This is a genomic window from Micromonospora musae (assembly GCF_003626635.1).
Taxonomy (GTDB): Bacteria; Actinomycetota; Actinomycetes; order Mycobacteriales; family Micromonosporaceae; genus Micromonospora; species Micromonospora musae.
Map to the genome: position 1 here is coordinate 24,230 of NZ_RAZT01000014.1, position 17,654 is coordinate 41,883.

Here is a 17,654-nt window from a genome sequence, read left to right on the forward strand (position 1 = left end):
GGGCGTTAACCCGTGGCACACCGGCCGTGGCCTGGTGGAACGAACCGGTCAGGTCCAGGCGAGCAGCGCCGCCTCCGGATCGGTGAGGAAGTCCCCGATGTCCCGGAGGAACTTCGACCCCAGCTCACCGTCGATGATCCGGTGGTCGAAGGAGAGGCCGAGCGTGGTGACCTGGCGCGGACGCACCTTGCCCTTGTGCACCCAGGGCATCTCCCGGATCGCGCCGAAGGCCAGGATCGCCGACTCGCCCGGAGGCAGGATCGGCGTTCCGCTGTCCACTCCGAACACCCCGACGTTGGTGATGGTCAGGGTGCCGCCGGACATGTCCGCCGGCGTGGTGCGGCCGGCCTTGGCCGTCTGCACCAGCTCGGTCAGCGCGTCGGCCAGCTCGCGCAGCGTGAGCCGCCCGGCGTCCTTCACGTTCGGCACGATCAGCCCGCGATCCGTGGCCGCGGCGATCCCCAGGTTGACGTACTCCTTGACGACGATCTCGTCGCCGGCCCAGGTGGAGTTGACCATCGGGTGCCGCTGCACCGCGAGCAGCACGGCCTTCGCCACCAGCAGCAGCGGCGAGATCCGCACCTCGCGCCACTCCCGGCGGTTGCGCAGCCGGTCGAGCGCCTTCATGGCCCGGGTCACGTCAACGGTCAGGAACTCCGTCACGTGCGGGGCGGTGAAGGCCGAACGGGACATGTTCTCGGCGGTGAGCTTGCGTACCCCCTTGACCGGGATGCGCTGCTCGCGGTCCGCGCCGAAGCTCGCCGCCGCGGTGGCGGTCGTCCCGACCGACGCCGGCTCGGCGACGGCACCGGCGGCGGCCCGCTGGACGTCCTCCCGGGTGACCGAGCCCAGCGGCCCCGAACCGGTCAGCGCACGGAGGTCGACGCCGAGGTCCCTGGCGAGCTTGCGCACCGGTGGCTTGGCCAGTACACCGGTCGCCGCGCCCGCCTCGTGGCCGTTGGGCGCGGGCACGGCCCGCGCCGGGGCGGCCTGCGCCGGAACCACCGGGGCCGCCGCGGTGGCCTGGGCCGGGATCGCCGGGGCCGCGCTCGCCTGCGTCGGTACGGCGCTCTTGCGCGGGCGGCGCTTCGCGCTGGTGGTACGCGGGCCGTAGCCCACCAGCACCGGCGTCCGCCCGCCCGGCGCCGGGCCGCCGACCAGACCCGGCTCGACCGCGCCCTCGGCCGGTGCCACCTCGACCGCGGCCAGCGCGGCAGCCGACGGGGTGGGCAGGTCACCGCCGGCCGAGGACGACGCCGTGGTGTCCAGCGGGCCGGCGTCCGGGTCGGTGTCGATCGCGATGATCGGGGAGCCGACCTCGACCGTGGTGCCCTCCGGGTGGAAGATCGCCTGGACCCGGCCGGCCCACTTCGCCGGAATCTCCACGGCCGCCTTGGCCGTCTCCACCTCGACGATCGGCTGGTTCAGCTCGATGATGTCGTCGACCTTGACGAGCCAGCTGAGGATCTCGCCCTCGGTGAGCCCCTCGCCCAGGTCGGGCAGGTTGAACGTCTTGAGTCGGGACATGTCACTCACCAGCCGAAGGAGCGGTCGACGGCGTCGAGCACCCGGTCGAGGTCGGGAAGGTACTCCTCCTCCACCCGGGCGGCCGGGTAGGGGGTGTCGAAGCCGGTCACGCGCAGCACCGGAGCCTCCAGGGAGTAGAAGCACTCCTCGGTGATCCGGGCCGCGATCTCCGCGCCCACGCCGACGTTGGACGGCGCCTCGTGCACCACCACGGCCCGGCCGGTGCGCCGGACCGACTCGTACACCATGCCCAGGTCCAGCGGCGAGATCGAGCGCAGGTCGATGACCTCCAGCTCACGACCGTCCTCGGCGGCGGCGGTCGCCGCCTCCAGGCAGGTCCGCACCATCGGGCCGTACGCCAGCACGGTCGCGTCGGTGCCGGGGCGGACCACCCGCGAGGCGTGCAGCGGGTACGCGTCGGCGATCGGCGCGTCCAGATCGACCGGACCCTTCTCCCAGTAGCGCCGCTTCGGCTCCAGGAAGACGATCGGGTCGTCCGACGCGATCGCCTGCTGGATCATCACGTACGCGTCCTGCGGGTTGGCGCAGGAGACCACCTTCAGGCCGGGGGTGTGCGAGAAGTACGCCTCCGGCGACTCGGAGTGGTGCTCCACCGCGCCGATGCCGCCGCCGAACGGGATCCGGATCACCAGCGGGATCCGCAGCTTGCCGCCCGAGCGGTAGTGCATCTTCGCCACCTGCGACACGATCTGGTCGTAGGCCGGGTAGACGAAGCCGTCGAACTGGATCTCGCAGACCGGCCGGTACCCGCGAATGGCGAGGCCGACGGCGGTGCCGATGATGCCCGACTCGGCGAGCGGGGTGTCGATCACCCGCTGGTCGCCGAAGTCCTTCTGGAGCCCGTCGGTGACCCGGAAGACACCGCCGAGCTTGCCGACGTCCTCGCCCATGATGACGACCTTCGGGTCGTTCTCCAGGGCCCGCCGCAGACCGATGTTGAGGGCCTTGCTGATGCTGAGCGTCTCCGTGGCCATCAGTGGGCGCTCCCCTCGAACGACTCCATGTAGCGGTTGAACTTCGCGCGCTGCTCGTCCAGCAGCGGCGAACCGTTCGGGTAGACGTTGTCGAACATGGTGACCGGCTGCGGATCCGGCATGGCCAGCACCCGCTCGCGCAGGTGCAGCGACTCGCTCCGGGCCTGCTCGTCGACCTCGGCGAAGAAGTCCGCGTCGACGATCTGCTGCTTGGTCAGGAAGGCCTTCATCCGGGCGATCGGGTCCTTGGCCTGCCACGCCTCGACCTCGCTGGCGATCCGGTAGCGAGTCGGGTCGTCCGAGGTGGTGTGGGCGCCCATCCGGTAGGTGTACGCCTCGATCAGGCTCGGCCCCTGCCCGTGCCGGGCGTTGTCCAGCGCGGTACGGGTCACCGCGTACGACGCGAGCACGTCGTTGCCGTCCACCCGTACGCCGGGGAAGCCGAAGCCGGCCGCCCGCTGATAGAGCGGCACCCGGGTCTGCCGCTCCAGCGGCTCGGAGATCGCGTACTGGTTGTTCTGGCAGAAGAAGACCATGGGGGCGTTGAAGACGCTCGCCCAGACGAAGGCCTCGTTCACGTCGCCCTGGCTGGTGGCGCCGTCGCCGAAGTAGGCGATCACCGCCTCGCCGTCGTCGCCGCCCATCCGGCCGTCCATGGTGATGCCCATGGCGTAGCCGGTGGCGTGCAGGGTCTGCGCCCCGATGACGATCGTGTACATGTTGAACTTGAACTCGTTCGGGTCCCAGCCGCCCTGGTCGACGCCGCGGAACAGGCCGAACGGCATGATCGGGTCGATGCCCCGGCAGTAGAGCACGCCGTGCTCCCGGTAGGTCGGGAAGGCCATGTCCTGCGTCCGCAGCGCGCGCCCCGAGCCGACCTGCGCCGCCTCCTGACCCAGCAGGCTCGCCCAGAGACCCAGCTCACCCTGGCGCTGCAGGGCGGTGGCCTCGGCGTCCAGCTTCCGTACCAGCACCAGGTCGCGGTAGAGGCTCCGGTACTCGTCGTCGGTCAGGTCGGCGCGGTACACGGTGCCGTCCGGCCCGGTGACGCTGTCGATCCGCTCGCCCTCCGGGGTGAGCAGCTGCACCAGGTCCGGGTCTGCGCCCGTGGCCTTCCTGGAACGGGGTGCGGCCCGCCTACTGCGGGTGCTGACCCCGGGGTCGCCCTTTGCCATCCGTCTCTCCCTGTCGTGTCTGCGTCGGCACCGGCTGGTCACCCGGCCGCGCAAATCCTGCGCCGGCCCGGCGGTGCCGGACCGGTCCTGGCGGCCGCGCCTAGCCCCGGTGAGGGTTGCCGCGCGGCGTGAGCCGGATTCAGTTGGCCGAACCCGGATCGGGGAGCGCCGGCGTTCGCCGAGCCTGCCGCGAGGGTGCGCGGAGGCCGCGGCTGCGTTGCCGTCGTGCTCCATATTCGCAGAGGAGGTGAGTGGGCCCACAGTACGCCCGGCCTGGTCGATGAGGCCTGATCGATTCGGGGGCTTTGTCAATGTCGGCATGTGGAGTGCCCGCCGCCGATCCGGTGATGGTTCGTCACCGTTCGGGTAGTTGACCGTGTCGACACGCTGTAGGGGGCTGGCGCACTGAGCGTCACTGAGCCAGGCTGATTCCCGCAGGATCGCCGTGATCGGGGCGATTTGCGGCATGCGCCGGCCTGACCACCGTGCCGATCAGTCCACTGTCAACGCTGAGGAGGCGCTGGTGTCCGAGCCAGCCGACGGACCCGGTACGCCGCTGCTCGGGAAGCACCGCGCGGTCTACGGCGGTTACCGGCGGGTGGTGGGCGCGCACCGTGCCCCCGGCGCCTCCGGTCCGTCCCGGGGCTACCTCTTCACCGTCGCGCTGCTGGCCGGCACCGCCTCGATGCCGATCCTCGCGGCGATCAGCACCGGCTCCGCCACGGTCGGCAGCACGGCGCTGCCGGACAGCAGCACCCCGTTCATCCCGACGCCCTCCGTCGGGCCGGTGGTCGTCCCCCTGCCGACGTCCAGCCAGCCGTCCGCCCGGCCGACCTCCAGCCCGTCGGCGGTGAGTGGCTGGTCGGCCGGCTTCCCGCTGGGCGGGCCCGACCGGTCGGAGCCGCCCCGGTACGGATCGGACGACACCGGGACGGGCGCGGAGCCGACCCGCCGGCCCCTGCCTCCGCCCTCGGCGCCGCGCCCCACACCGAGCAGCCCACCGGGGCCCTCGCGCCCGCCGTCACCGACCGCGTCGCCGAGTCCGAGCACGTCACCGAGCGACGATCCGACCGACGACCCGACAGCCAGCCCGTCGCCGTCCGGAACGATCTCCGTACCGCCCACCGAACCCACCTCGCTCCCCACCGAGGAGCCGGACGACTCGACGCCTCCGGACGACCTGCCCGACCCGGACGAATCGCCGACCATGACCGTGGCCCCCCGGCCGTCCGTCGGCACCCGCCCCACCCCACCTCTCGGTCCGCGCCACGTCAGTCACCTCACACCCCTCGTGGTCGGCCCCGTCATCCCGTCGTCCCGGGAACCGTCGAACGATTGTCGCCGCCGTCCGGCGTCGCTACGGTGATGATCAGGAGCGGCCGGACCGCCCGGACGAGGTGATGATCGACGCCGCGCTGGCGGCGGAGGCGGTGGCCCCGCCGAGGTACTTCGAGGAGACAGCGTGGGCGGCGGTGCGCGATCCGGTCAGGCCCCCGCGCCCCGACCCGGTCCCACGTTGCGGCTGGCCCGGCTGGTCACCGAGCTGACCGCACCCGCGGTGCTGGTCCCGGTGCTGATGATCGCCGTCGGCTGGCACAGCGCCCAGGGTGGCGTGGCCGGGCTCGGCTGGGCTCTGCTCGCCGTCGTCTTCGTCATCGGCATACCGTTCGCGTACATCGTCGGCGGCGTACGCCGAGGGCGGCTCACCGATCACCACGTGGGACAGCGGGAACAGCGCCGCGTTCCGCTGCTCGTCGGCCTCTGCTCGGTCGTCGTCGGGTTGATTCTGCTGGTCACGCTCGGCGCGCCCCGACCTGTGGTGGCGCTCGCGGCGGCCGGGGCGATCGGCCTGGTGGTGGCGGTGACCGTGAGCCACTGGTGGAAGATGTCGATCCACTCGGCGGTCGCCACCGGCACCGTGGTGATCCTGGCCCTCACCTTCGGAGCCCGGCTGCTGCTCAGCGCGCCGCTGCTGGCCCTGGTCGGCTGGTCCCGGGTGCGGCTGCGCGATCACACCGTGTCGCAGGTGGTCGTCGGTGGGCTGGTGGGCGGCCTGGTGGCCGGCGTGGTCTTCGCAGCGCTGCACTGAGCGTGGGCGACCGAACCGGAACCGCCGTCGCGGGCCCCGCACCGGAGGCCGGCCGGGGCCGCGCCCGGCCGGCTCAGTCGAGGTCGGTGAGGCGGTGCCGGTTCGCCTCGATCCACGTGTTCAGCGCCTCCGGATCGTCCGGGTCCACGCCGTCGGCCATCAACTCGGCCACGGCCGCGGTGGCCGGACTGCGCCGCTCGCCGGTGCTGTAGAGGCGGGCGAACTCGGGCACCATCTCCTCGATGGCCGCGTCGGTCTGTGTCACCGCGACGGCCGGCAGGTCGCGTCGGCGAGCGGCGTACGCCGCCCAGGCGCGCAGCACCCGGGGCAGCATCGCGGCGTCGTCCATGTCCAGCACGGCCCGCCGGTGCACCCAGTCGAGCAGGAACAGGCCCGCGACCGCCGGGCTCCACCGCAGCGGGTCGGCGTCCGGGAAGCTCTCCGCGTGGTCGAGCAGAAGGCCGAGACAGAAATGCAGCGAGGCCAGCTCGGGACCGTCGATGGTGTCCAGCCCGGCGCGGGCGGCCTCCGGCGAGGCGAGGAAGCTCCGGAGCAGGTCGGTCCGGTCGGCGGTGGAGAGCGGCTCGGCGCCACGGGCCGCCGGCACCGACTGGGTGGGCAGCACCGCGAGCCGTGCGCCGGCCAGCGCCCGGTCGGTGGCGAGGGCCCCCGCGCTGGGCAGCTCGCTGAGGTCGTCGGTGATCGTCAGGTGGCGGACCACCTCGCCGCGCATCCGGGCCGGATCCTCCTCCCGGAACCAGGTCAGCTCGTCGGACGCGCACATCTGCCGGACCTGCTCGAGGATCTGGCCGGCCGGCCCACCGACGAAGACGTCCTTCGTGATGCCGATGTTGTGGTCGACCAGCGCCACCAGCGCGTGCTCCGGGCCCCCGGCCGCGTCGTCGTACGCGAAGGTGGCCAGGTAGGAGGTCTGGTCCCCGTACACGTCGCCGTACGCCCAGGTGCCGGTGAGGTGCACCCGGCCGAGCTGGCCGGACCAGGCCGGCGCCTGGCTGCCGGGCCGGACCCGCTCGGCGCCGTCGGCGTCGGGCACCAGGGCGGCGAAGACGGAACGGATGGTGGTCGCCGCGGCGGTACGCCGACGGGCGGTGGCGGCGAGGAAGCCGGTGACGAACTCCCGGATGGCGGCGTTGCGGTCGCTCTCCGCGATGGCGTAGACGCTGCCGAGCAACGCCGCGCCGAGCATCTCGGCGTCCAGGGCGCTGTCCAGCCGCGTCACGTCGCGCGCGGCGTGCAGAACTGCGTCGTACGGGGTCCGGGGAGGGGCCATGCACCCGACCCTACGCTCGTTCCGGCGTACCGGGCAGCGGTAGCGACAGGGGAACGATCAGCGCCGGGCGGCGTCCCGGAGGGCCTCCCGCGCCACCGCGTAGTCGGCGAGGACGCCCCGGACCGGGGCCAGCACGTACTCGTCGCCGACCGCGGCCACGGCTGCGGCGAGCCGCTGCTCCGCCCGGCGGCGGGCCCGCCCGGCCGCCCAGCGGACGATCGGCCGGGTCAGCGCCGAGAGCAGCAGACCGGCGAGCAGGCCGCCGAGCAGCAGCAGCGTCGGCAGCGGCACCACGCCCACCATCGGGGGCTCCGGGTCGGGCAGCCCGAGCGCGCGCAGCACGTAGCCGAGCAGCAGCCAGGCCAGCCCGCCCAACGCCGCCAGCGTCACCAGCCACTGAACTACTCCGACGAACCGCCACCAGAGCGGTCGACGCCCCAGGCCGAGGTCGGTGGCGGCGACCGCCCGGTCCAGCGCGTCCGGCAGGTCGGCGAGGCGGGACCGGGCCGCCTCCGTCACCGCGGCCGGCCAGCCGGCGGGCAGCTCGGCCGCGGCGCGATCGGCCACCGCCCGGATCGCGAGCCCGAGCGCGGACCGCTGCGCGGCGGTCGGATCCGGCACCGAGGTCGCCCCCACCAGGCTCTCCGCCGGGTCGGTGACCTCGACCGGTGCGCCCGACAGGTGCAGCCGACGCAGCGGGTCGGGTCGCAGCCGCCGCCAGCCACGGACCAGCGGCCACCCGGTGCTCGCGACCGCACGGTGCCGGTACGCCTCCCGCACCGCCTCCGTCACGGCCGGCACGCCGGCAGCGCCCGCCAGCGCCCGGGTCAGCTCCCCGGCCGTGGCCTCGTCCGGGCCGGCGGCCGGGCGGTCGGGGCCGACCAGCTCGTCCAGCCCCGCGACCACCGTCTCCACGTCACCGGCGAGGCGACGCAGCGCCGCCTGGCGCTCGGCGACGGTCCGCTCCAGCGCCGCGCGCAGCTCGACGATGCCGTCCGGGTCGGTCGCGGTGGTGGCGAGCAGGGGTACGCCGTCCAGCCCGTCGTCGTCGAGCAGCCGGCGCAGGTCGGCCACGACCCGGGGCAGCTCGGCCGAAGGGAGCCGGTCGGCCTGGTTGAGCACGACCAGCGTGACGTCGCGGTGCCGGTGGAACTCGCCGAGGTAGTTCGTGTGGATCACCCGGTCGGCGTACTTCTGCGGGTCGACCACCCAGACCACGAGGTCGACCAGGCCGAGTAGGCGGTCCACCTCCAGCCGGTGGGACCACTGCACCGAGTCGAAGTCGGGCAGGTCCAGCAGGACCAGGCCGTGCAGCGCGGCCTCGTCGTCGGCGTCCAGGGCGCTCTCCCGGACGAACCGGTGCCGGGGCAGCACCCCGATCCAGTCGAGCAGCCGGGCCGCACCCTCCTGCGGACCCCAGACGCAGGCGTGCGCGACCCCGGTCGTCGGGCGGCGCACCCCGACCGGGGAGAGATCCAGCCGGGCCAGCGCGTTGAAGAGGCTGGACTTGCCGCTGCCGGTGGCGCCGGCCAGGGCGACCACGGTGTGGTCGCGGGAGAGCGTCAGGCGGGTGCCGGCCCGCTCGACGAGCGTGTGCGCGGGTACGAGCCGGCTGGCCGGCAGGCGCCCGTCGGCCGCGGCGAGGAAGCGGCGCACCGCCTCCAGGCGGGCGAGCAGCACGTCCGGGTCGACCCGCTGGTCGCCGCCGCGGAACGCCTCGCGTATCCGGCCGACCACGTTGCTCACCGCCCGGACCTTCCGCTCGTGACCGCCGGGTTCGCGCTCCTGCCCCTCGTGCTCACCGGGTCGCCCCTCCGGTGGTCAGCCCGCTGCGCCGCCGTGCGCTCTCCACCTGGTCCGCGGCGGTGTGCAGCGCGCCGACGATCTCCGCGTCGAGCCGGGCCGCCGCGCTCCGGGTGAGGTAGCGCTCGGCCTCGTCGTCGAGCAGGGCCCGCACCCGCTCCAGCAGGTCGGCCCGGGCCTTCTGGGCCAGGGTACGCACCGCCTGGTCGCCGAAGATCGCCTGAAGCACGGCCTGCGCGGCGACGGTGGTGCCCGCGCCGGTGGCGACCTCCAGGCCGGTCGGGATGAACGCGGTCGAGGCGAAGACGGCGATCATCACGGCCAGGCCGGTGGCGTTCACCGCGTACGCGGCGGTGCGGGCCACGAAGCGCTTGTCGCCGCCCTGCGTCCGGACGAGTTCCAGCACCCCGCGCTGCCACTCCCGGACCAGCCGTTCGGCCCGGGCGGGCAGGTCCTCGCCGGGGCGGCCGAGGGACGGGTCCAGCAGCTCCGCCCCGGCCGGATGCGCGTTCCAGCCGGCGTACGCCTGCTCGGCCGCCTCGGCGGCCACCCCGCGCAGCAGCGTGACCAGCTGGGATTCGATCGCGCTGCGCAGTCCGGCGGCGGGTGCCGGGCGGCCGGTGAGCGCGGCGACCATCCGGTCGCGCAGCCGCCCGATCCGGGCCTCCAGGGTGCGGAAGAACTCGCCGGTCCCGACGAACTCCTGCCAGCGGGCCAGCACCTCGCCGCGGAGCAGCCGGCCGTCGCTCAGCCCCTGCTCGACCGTGCGGTGCCCGCCCCGGTACGCGGCCAGTACCCGCTCGTCCAGCGCGTCGACGGCGGTGAGCTGCTCGGCGGCCGCGTCGGCGAGCCCCTCGACGGTCGGGTGCAGCGCGGCCAGCGCCCCGTCCAGGGTCTGCCGGACCACGGCGGCCCGGGCGTTGGCGTCGGCCGCCAGCCGGGTGAACCAGTCGGCCAGCGGGCTGGTGACCCGCTCGGGGAGCAGCCCCTGACCGTCGACCCGGGTCTCCGGGAGCACGAAGAGCGGTGCCTGGCCGAGCCCCTGCTCGGCCAGCATCTCGGCGAGGTGGGCGGAGACCTCGTCGACCGCCTCCGGCGGGACCCGGTCCAGCACCATGGCGATCACCGTGCCCCGGGCGCGGGCGCCGCGCAGCAGCTCCCACGGAACGGCGTCGGCGTAGCGGGCCGCGGTGGTGACGAAGAGCCAGAGGTCGGCGGCGGCGAGCAGTTGGCCGGCGAGCGCCCGGTTGGCGTCCACCACCGAGTCGATGTCCGGCGCGTCGAGGAGGGCGAGCCCGGCCGGGAGGGCGGGGGCGGTGACGATCTGGAGGGTGCCCGGGTCCTCGCTCGGCTCGTTGGTACGGGTGAGGCCGGGCAGCAGCTCCCCCTGCCGGAACCACGACGTGTCGGGCGGGCTGCAGACGAGCACCGGTGAGCGGGTGGTCGGACGAAGCACACCGGCGGCGCTCACCCGGGCCTTGACCAGGCTGTTGACCAGCGTCGACTTGCCGGCCCCGGTGGAGCCGCCGACCACCACCAGCAGGGGCGCGTCGAGTCGGGAGAGCCGCGGGAGCAGGTAGTCGTCGAGTTGGTCGGTGAGCGAGTCGGCGGCCCGTCGGGCCGGCTCGGCCGAGGGCAGGGCCAGCGGGAACCGGGCTGCCCCGATCGCGGCCCGGAGCGCCTGCAGGGCGGCGGGGAGGCTCTCCTCGCCGGTGGCGGCGGACGGGTCCGCCGGGGGGTCCGGCGGGCCGGGGCGGGCTGCGACGGCGGGCGTGCCGGAGTGGCTGGCGGGGTCGCCGTGCGTCGTCACCGCTAAAGCGTGCCCGACCGACGCAACTCACGACAACCGATCAGTAGCATCAGGGGTTGCGCCGGGTCGACTCAAGGCCGACTTGACGATCTGCGCGGGCGTGGCACTATTGAGTCAAGTTCACTCAACTTGTGGTGGGTGTGCTGCGGGCGGTGCCCGTCACCTGCTCAAACGTTACGAAGCGAGGAAGCGAAGATGGCACGTGCGGTCGGTATCGACCTCGGCACGACGAACTCCTGCGTCAGCGTTCTCGAGGGCGGTGAGCCCACCGTCATCGCCAACGCCGAAGGCTCGCGGACGACTCCGTCGATCGTCGCGTTCGCCCGCAACGGCGAGGTGCTCGTCGGTGAGGTCGCCAAGCGGCAGGCGGTGACGAACCCGGACCGGACCATCCGGTCGGTCAAGCGGGAGATCGGCACCAACTGGACCGTGGACATCGACGGCAAGAAGTACACCCCCCAGGAGATCTCCGCCCGTACGCTGATGAAGCTCAAGCGGGACGCCGAGGCGTACCTGGGTGAGCAGATCGCGGACGCGGTGATCACCGTTCCGGCCTACTTCAACGACGGCCAGCGGCAGGCGACCAAGGAGGCCGGTGAGATCGCCGGCTTCAACGTGCTGCGGATCGTCAACGAGCCGACCGCCGCCGCCCTGGCGTACGGGCTGGACAAGGGCTCCAAGGAGCAGACCGTCCTGGTCTTCGACCTCGGCGGTGGCACCTTCGACGTCTCCCTGCTGGAGCTGGCCGAGGGCGTCATCGAGGTCAAGTCGACCAGCGGTGACAACAACCTCGGTGGCGACGACTGGGACCAGCGGGTCATCGACCACCTGGTGAAGACCTTCCGTGGCGAGCACGGGATCGACCTCTCCCAGGACAAGATGGCCATGCAGCGGCTCAAGGAGGCCGCCGAGAAGGCCAAGATCGAGCTCTCCGCCGCCACCACCACCAACATCAACCTGCCGTACATCACGGCCGGCGCCGCCGGCCCGCTGCACCTCGACGTGACGCTGAGCCGCGCCGAGTTCCAGCGGATGACGCAGGACCTGCTGGACCGCTGCAAGGGCCCGTTCGAGCAGGCCGTCAAGGACGCCGGGATCAAGGTCTCCGACGTCGACCACGTGATCCTGGTCGGCGGCTCGACCCGGATGCCGGCCGTCACCGACCTGGTCAAGCAGCTGACCGGCCGCGACCCGAACAAGGGCGTCAACCCGGACGAGGTCGTCGCCGTCGGCGCCGCGCTGCAGGCCGGTGTGCTCAAGGGCGAGGTCAAGGACGTCCTGCTGCTCGACGTGACCCCGCTGAGCCTGGGCATCGAGACCAAGGGCGGCATCTTCACCAAGCTGATCGAGCGCAACACCACCATCCCGACGAAGCGCTCCGAGGTCTTCACCACGGCGGACGACAACCAGCCGTCGGTGCTGATCCAGGTCTTCCAGGGTGAGCGCGAGATCGCGGCCTACAACAAGAAGCTCGGCACCTTCGAGCTGACCGGGCTCCCGCCGGCGCCGCGTGGCGTGCCGCAGATCGAGGTCACCTTCGACATCGACGCCAACGGCATCGTGAACGTCCACGCGAAGGACCTCGGCACCGGCAAGGAGCAGAAGATGACGATCACCGGCGGCTCCTCGCTGCCGAAGGACGACATCGAGCGGATGCGCCGGGACGCCGAGGAGCACGCGGACGAGGACAAGCGCCGCCGCGACGACGCCGAGACCCGCAACGTGGCCGAGGCGCTCCAGTGGCAGACCGAGAAGTTCCTCGCCGAGAGCGGCGACAAGCTGCCCGCGGAGAACCGTGACCAGCTCAACGAGGCGCTCGGCGAGCTGCGCAGCGCGCTCGGCGGCCAGGACATCGACAAGATCAAGGCCGCGCACGAGAAGCTGGCGCAGGTCTCCCAGCAGGCCGGTTCGTTGCTCTACTCGCAGCAGCAGGCCGAGCAGGGCGGCCCGGCCGGCGAGCAGCCGGGCGGCCAGGCCGGCCCGGGTGCCGGTGCGACCGGCGGCGCGAAGGCCGGTGGCGCCGACGACGTCGTCGACGCGGAGATCGTGGACGAGGACAAGAAGTGACGTCCCGATCCCCGCGGACTCACGGCGAAGGGATGAGGTAGCCGCATGACGCAGAAGCCACGAGCCGCCGACCCGGGCGACACCGGGGCGACGCCGGGTGGCTCCGCGCCCGCCGAGCCGGCAACCGGCGACGCGCCGCGGGTCGTCATCCGTAACAACCGGAAGCTCAGCCAGCCCGCCGAACCGGAGGGTACGGCCGCCGACGCCGGGACGGATGTCCCGGCGGAGGGGCTGATCGAGGACGCCGAGATCGTCGTCGACGAGATCGAGGTCGAGGCCGGCACGGTGGACGGGGCCACGCCCGACGGTCCACCCGTGGTCGACGCGCCCGCCGAGCCGGTGGACGCCGCGACCAGTTCGACCCTCGGCGCCGAGTTGGAGGCGCTCCGGTCCGACCTCGACGAGCGGACCCGGGACCTGCAGCGGGTGACGGCGGAGTACGCCAACTACCGCAAGCGGGTGGAGCGGGACCGGGCCACCGTCGCCGAGCAGGCGACCGGCTCGGTGCTCGCCGCCGTGCTCCCGATCCTCGACGACCTGGACCGGGCGCGGGAACACGGCGACCTGGTCGGGCCGTTCGGATCGGTGGCGGAGCAGCTCACCGCGGCGCTCGGAAAGTTCGGGTTGACCCCGTTCGGCGAACAGGGCGACCCGTTCGACCCGACCCGGCACGAGGCGGTGGCCCACCAGACCTCCGACGAGGTGACCGAGCCGACGTGCGTGCAGATCATGCGGCGCGGCTACCAGCTCGGTGAGCGGCTGCTGCGGCCGGCGCTGGTTGCGGTCGCGGACCCGGAATAGTGCCAGGCAGTGACCCGATTGCCCCGCCCGTCGCCGCACGGCGACGGGCGGGGCGACCCGGGCGAACCGGTGGGGAGGGGGTGGACCGGTGAGTTCCAAGGACTGGATCGAGAAGGACTTCTACGCCGTGCTCGGCGTGGAGAAGAGCGCCTCCGAGGACGAGATCAAGAAGGCGTACCGCAAGCTGGCCCGGGAGTCGCACCCGGACCACAACCCGGGTGACCCGTCGGCCGAGGAGCGGTTCAAGGCCGTCTCCGAGGCGTACAACGTGCTCTCGGACTCCGGCCGGCGCCGGGAGTACGACGAGATGCGCTCGCTCTTCGGTTCGGGCGCGTTCCGCCGTAACGCGCGGGGCGCGGGGCAGCCGGGGGGCGTGCCGTTCGACGTCTCCGACCTCTTCGGTGGCGCCGCCGGCGGCGGGGAGCGCCGCTTCGGTGGTGGCGCGGGCTTCTCCGACCTGTTCAGTTCGATCTTCTCGGGCGGCCAGGCCGGCCCGACCGCGCCGCGCGGCCCGGCCCGGGGGCGGGACGTGGAGACCGAGGTGGCGCTCGACTTCGGTGACGCGGTACGAGGCGTGACCCTGCCGCTCACCCTGCGCGCCCCCGGTGTCTGCGACACCTGCCACGGCAACGGGGCGAAGCCCGGCACCGAGCCGCGTACCTGCCCGGTCTGCCACGGTGCCGGGGTGACGAACCGCAATCAGGGGTCGTTCAGCTTCTCCGAGCCGTGCCGCAACTGTCAGGGCGTCGGCACGGTCGTCGAGGAGAAGTGCCCGGAGTGCCACGGCACCGGCGGGGTGACCAAGACCCGGACGATGAACGTCCGCTTCCCGGCGGGTGTGGCCGACGGCCAGCGGATCCGGTTGGCCGGGCGGGGTGAGCCGGGTGAGCGTGGCGGCCAGCCCGGCGACCTGTTCGTGCAGGTGAAGGTGCGGCCCGACGAGATCTTCGGTCGTACTGGCGACGATCTCACCTTGACCGTGCCGATCACCTACGCGGAGGCCGTGCTCGGTACGGACCTGCGGGTGCCCACGCTCGACGGAGCGGTGACCCTGCGGGTTCCGCCGGGTACGCCGAGCGGGCGAATCCTGCGCGCCCGGGGCAAGGGAGTGGTCCGCCGGGACGGGCAGGCGGGCGACCTGTTGGTGACACTGGACGTGGTGGTGCCCGCGCGGCTGTCGGACGAGGCGCGGGCGGCGCTGGAGACGTTCGCCGAGCAGACGCCGCCGGCGGGCCGGGAACATCTCGACGCCCGGGTGCGTCGAGTCAGTTGACGCGGTGGATGGAGGCGGAGGTGAGCAGGATGTCGGGCGAGTACGCCGCTTCGTCGAATGACCCTGCCTACGAGGCCAAGGTGCTGATGATCTCGGTCGCGGCGCGGATGGCGGGTATGCACCCGCAGACCCTGCGCCAGTACGACCGACTCGGCCTGGTGCAGGCCGGGCGGGCGGCCGGAGGTGGCCGCCGGTACAGCGTCCGGGACGTGGTGCTGCTGCGCGAGGTGCAGCGGCTCAGTCAGGACGACGGCATCAACCTCGCCGGGGTCAAGCGGATCATCGGCCTCGAACGTCTGCTCGAGGAGGCCCAGCAGCGGGTGGCCCGGCTCGAGGCGGAGCTGGACGCCGCGTACCACCGGATCGCCGAGCTGGAGACGTTGGCCCGCTTCCCGGGGCGCGACCTGGTGCCGACCAACCGCACCTCCACGGCGTTGGTGGTCTGGCGCCCGCGCCGCGGGCCCGATCGCTGATCCACCTCTCTCCCGGAGCCTGACGGCCCGGTCCGCTCGCCGGTTTTCCGGCGCGGGCCGGGCCGTTCCCGTTAGCCTGCAAATGAGGTCCTTTCCGCGCAAATGTGGACCTACCGGCATGGCAGGGGGAGCGATGACGGAGGCGGCGAGACAGCTTGCCCAGCGGACGGAGGACCGGCTCGAGAAGGTGTCCGAGACGGTCCGGGGGCAGTTCGAGGAGATCACCAAGCGGCGTTTCGCCGATCTGGCGCAACAGGGGCTCTTCGCCGACCGGCCCGACCAGGAGTCGGACCGGGAGAGGGCGGAGACCCGTCAGGGAAGACCGGACGGACCGGGCTGAGCACCGGACACCGACGAACGGGCCGGGAACCACGGGGGGTCCCGGCCCGTTCGCCGGCGCCCGACGCTAACCGAGCGTCGATCATGAGGTTTGCGGGGCGAACGGACGCCTGAGGTCCCGTCAACCTCATGATCAACCCGGCGACGCGACCGGCGACCGGGCGGCGGGATAAAGGCGCTGGTGGGGCGGGCTCAGGCTAGGCGGCGGTTCTCCCGGACCAGCCCGCCCTCGCACCAGTCGCGGTAGACGAAGAGTTCCGGCCGCGCCAGGAGGACCCGGCTGTTGTGCGCCCAGACCCGCATGAGCTCGTCGCCGTTCTTCTCGGCCTGTTCGACCAGTTTCCGGAAGCGGCGCTTCGGGTGCGCCCTGAAGTTCGTCCGGATGCCGTCCGCGGCGTAGATGTAGAGGCAGTGCAGGGCGAACCGGCGGGCCGGGCACGAGGGGTCGATGGCCAGGTCGAAGAGCGTCATCACCAGCCGGTCACCGGAGACCAACAGGTCCCAGTCCGGCGGCATGGAGCTCAACGGAACCGAGTCGGGGTGGTACGCCCACGCACGCATCTCCGCCGGCGACGGGTCGACAGGGTTGGCGAAACCGTGGAACGTCGACTCCTGCACGCTCACCGGCCAACCTTCCGATCTTGCCCGCTGCTGGCGCGGCCGCCCGCAGACCTGGCTGCTGGGGCGACACGGTAACGCGGTACCGGTCAGTAGGGGTAGACCCTCCAGGAGCAATTGGCCGACTGTCGGCCGAGCCGGGCCGACCGTACGGTCGACCCGGCTCCGCACCTATCGAGCAGGATCAGTCCGCGACCCGCACCGGCTCCCGCCGCTGCACCGACGCGCGACGGCGCAGCCAACGCTTGAACCACGGGAAGTCCGGCAATCTGGCCAGCAGCGGCCCGGTCACCACGGTGATCAGGACGTACGCCGTGGCCAGCGCGGCCAACCGCGGTTCGACACTGCCGGCCGAGACCGCGAGCCCGGCGATGACGATGGAGAACTCGCCCCGGGGCACCAGGGCGAGTCCGGCCCGCCAACGACCGGGCTCGGCGATGCCGACCCGGCGCGCGGCCAGGTAGCCCGTGAGGGTCTTCGTCGCCATCGTGACGATCGCCAGCGCGAGCGCCGGCAGCAACACGGGTGGGATCTCCCGTGGGTCGGTCGTCAGCCCGAAGAAGACGAAGAACACCGCCGCGAAGAGATCCCGCAGTGGGGTGAGCAGCTGGGTGGCGTGGTGTGCCACCGGACCGGAGAGCGCGATGCCGACCAGGAACGCGCCGACCGCCGCCGACACCTGGAGTTCGGCGGCGAAGCCGGCCACCAGGAGCGTCAACCCGAGCACCCCGAGCAGCAGCGCCTCGGCGTCCTTCGCGGACATCAGGGTGGAGATCAGCCCGCCGTAGCGGATGGCGACCACCAGCACCACCAGGACCGTGGCGACCGCGATGGTGAGCGCGATACCGCCGCCCATCAGGCCGGCACCCAGCAGTACGGCGGTGACCAGCGGCAGGTAGAGCGCCATGGCCAGGTCCTCGATCACGAGGACCGAGAGGATCACCGGGGTCTCCCGGTTACCGAGCCGGCCCAGGTCGCCGAGGACTTTGGCGATCACCCCGGAGGAGGAGACCCAGGTGATGCCGGCGAGGACCAGCGCGGCCACCCAGTCCCAGCCGAGCAGGAGCGCGAACGCCGCCCCAGGCAGGGCGTTGAGCAGCGCGTCGATCAGCCCGGCGGGCGCCGCGGAGCGGAGGTTTCCGACGAGCTCGTTGGCCGAGTACTCCAGGCCGAGCATCACCAGCAGCAGGATCACGCCGATCTCGGCGCCGACGGCGAAGAACTCCTCGCTGGCGTTGAGGGGCAGCAGCCCACCGTGCCCGAACGCGAGCCCGGCGAGCAGGTAGAGAGGGATGGGTGAGAGGCCGATCCGGCGACTCAACCGGCCGAGCAGACCCAGCAGGAAGAGTAGTGCGCCGACCTCGATGAGCAGGGTGTTGGTCTCGTGCATCCG

The 17,654-nt window shown here is 72.9% G+C and carries 15 protein-coding genes; 6 read left to right on the forward strand and 9 right to left on the reverse strand.

From position 1 onward, the window contains the following. Positions 1-48: 48 nt before the first annotated feature. The 4 genes from D7044_RS25155 to D7044_RS25170 form a co-directional block, all read right to left on the reverse strand. The gene (locus D7044_RS25155) at positions 49-1,527 is read right to left on the reverse strand and encodes a dihydrolipoamide acetyltransferase family protein (RefSeq protein WP_120690390.1); all 1,479 of its coding nucleotides are present in this window, start codon (positions 1,525-1,527) and stop codon (positions 49-51) included. A gap of 5 nt (positions 1,528-1,532) precedes the next feature. After that, complete coding sequence (locus tag D7044_RS25160) at positions 1,533-2,522, reverse strand: alpha-ketoacid dehydrogenase subunit beta (protein ID WP_120683664.1); 990 nt, start codon at positions 2,520-2,522, stop codon at positions 1,533-1,535. Continuing rightward, positions 2,522-3,697: a pyruvate dehydrogenase (acetyl-transferring) E1 component subunit alpha gene (pdhA, locus tag D7044_RS25165; protein ID WP_120683666.1), complete on the reverse strand. Its 1,176-nt coding sequence runs from the start codon at positions 3,695-3,697 to the stop codon at positions 2,522-2,524. The genes D7044_RS25160 and pdhA overlap by 1 nt, the downstream gene beginning before the upstream one ends. A 645-nt stretch (positions 3,698-4,342) precedes the next feature. Next, positions 4,343-4,822 (reverse strand): hypothetical protein, encoded by a 480-nt coding sequence (locus tag D7044_RS25170; protein ID WP_147434717.1) that lies wholly within the window; start codon positions 4,820-4,822, stop codon positions 4,343-4,345. A gap of 337 nt (positions 4,823-5,159) precedes the next feature. Between D7044_RS25170 and D7044_RS25175 the strand changes: the two genes are divergently transcribed. Next, positions 5,160-5,786 (forward strand): phosphatase PAP2 family protein, encoded by a 627-nt coding sequence (locus tag D7044_RS25175; RefSeq protein ID WP_120683670.1) that lies wholly within the window; start codon positions 5,160-5,162, stop codon positions 5,784-5,786. A 73-nt stretch (positions 5,787-5,859) separates the two neighbouring features. Here the strand turns inward: D7044_RS25175 and D7044_RS25180 are convergent, their stop codons facing one another. From D7044_RS25180 to D7044_RS25190, 3 genes are read right to left on the reverse strand one after another with little or no spacing between them, the layout of a single operon-like run. Further along, on the reverse strand, positions 5,860-7,077 hold the full coding sequence (locus D7044_RS25180; RefSeq protein WP_120683672.1) for a hypothetical protein: 1,218 nt from the start codon (positions 7,075-7,077) through the stop codon (positions 5,860-5,862). 57 nt (positions 7,078-7,134) lie between these two features. Further along, the gene (locus D7044_RS25185; protein ID WP_120683674.1) at positions 7,135-8,823 is read right to left on the reverse strand and encodes a GTPase; all 1,689 of its coding nucleotides are present in this window, start codon (positions 8,821-8,823) and stop codon (positions 7,135-7,137) included. A 52-nt stretch (positions 8,824-8,875) separates the two neighbouring features. After that, positions 8,876-10,690, reverse strand: a complete 1,815-nt coding sequence (locus D7044_RS25190; protein WP_120683676.1) for an ABC transporter — start codon at positions 10,688-10,690, stop codon at positions 8,876-8,878. A gap of 195 nt (positions 10,691-10,885) precedes the next feature. Between D7044_RS25190 and dnaK the strand changes: the two genes are divergently transcribed. The 5 genes from dnaK (at position 10,886) to D7044_RS25215 (ending at position 15,644) form a co-directional block, all read left to right on the forward strand. Further along, positions 10,886-12,757, forward strand: a complete 1,872-nt coding sequence (gene dnaK / locus D7044_RS25195) for a molecular chaperone DnaK (RefSeq protein WP_120683678.1) — start codon at positions 10,886-10,888, stop codon at positions 12,755-12,757. 45 nt (positions 12,758-12,802) lie between these two features. After that, positions 12,803-13,558 (forward strand): nucleotide exchange factor GrpE, encoded by a 756-nt coding sequence (grpE, locus tag D7044_RS25200; protein ID WP_120683680.1) that lies wholly within the window; start codon positions 12,803-12,805, stop codon positions 13,556-13,558. An 88-nt stretch (positions 13,559-13,646) separates the two neighbouring features. Further along, positions 13,647-14,831 carry a molecular chaperone DnaJ gene (dnaJ, locus tag D7044_RS25205; protein WP_120690391.1) on the forward strand — a complete coding sequence of 395 codons (1,185 nt, stop codon included), beginning with the start codon at positions 13,647-13,649 and terminating at the stop codon, positions 14,829-14,831. 29 nt (positions 14,832-14,860) lie between these two features. Continuing rightward, a complete protein-coding gene (locus D7044_RS25210) occupies positions 14,861-15,304 on the forward strand; it encodes a heat shock protein transcriptional repressor HspR (protein WP_120683684.1) in 444 nt (147 codons plus the stop codon). A gap of 133 nt (positions 15,305-15,437) precedes the next feature. After that, the gene (locus tag D7044_RS25215) at positions 15,438-15,644 is read left to right on the forward strand and encodes a hypothetical protein (RefSeq protein WP_120683686.1); all 207 of its coding nucleotides are present in this window, start codon (positions 15,438-15,440) and stop codon (positions 15,642-15,644) included. 191 nt (positions 15,645-15,835) lie between these two features. Here the strand turns inward: D7044_RS25215 and D7044_RS25220 are convergent, their stop codons facing one another. Both D7044_RS25220 and D7044_RS25225 read right to left on the reverse strand, forming a co-directional pair. Beyond that, positions 15,836-16,267 carry a hypothetical protein gene (locus D7044_RS25220; RefSeq protein WP_120690392.1) on the reverse strand — a complete coding sequence of 144 codons (432 nt, stop codon included), beginning with the start codon at positions 16,265-16,267 and terminating at the stop codon, positions 15,836-15,838. A 178-nt stretch (positions 16,268-16,445) separates the two neighbouring features. Then, positions 16,446-17,651: a cation:proton antiporter gene (locus tag D7044_RS25225; protein WP_120683778.1), complete on the reverse strand. Its 1,206-nt coding sequence runs from the start codon at positions 17,649-17,651 to the stop codon at positions 16,446-16,448. Between the last annotated feature and the right edge of the window lie 3 nt (positions 17,652-17,654).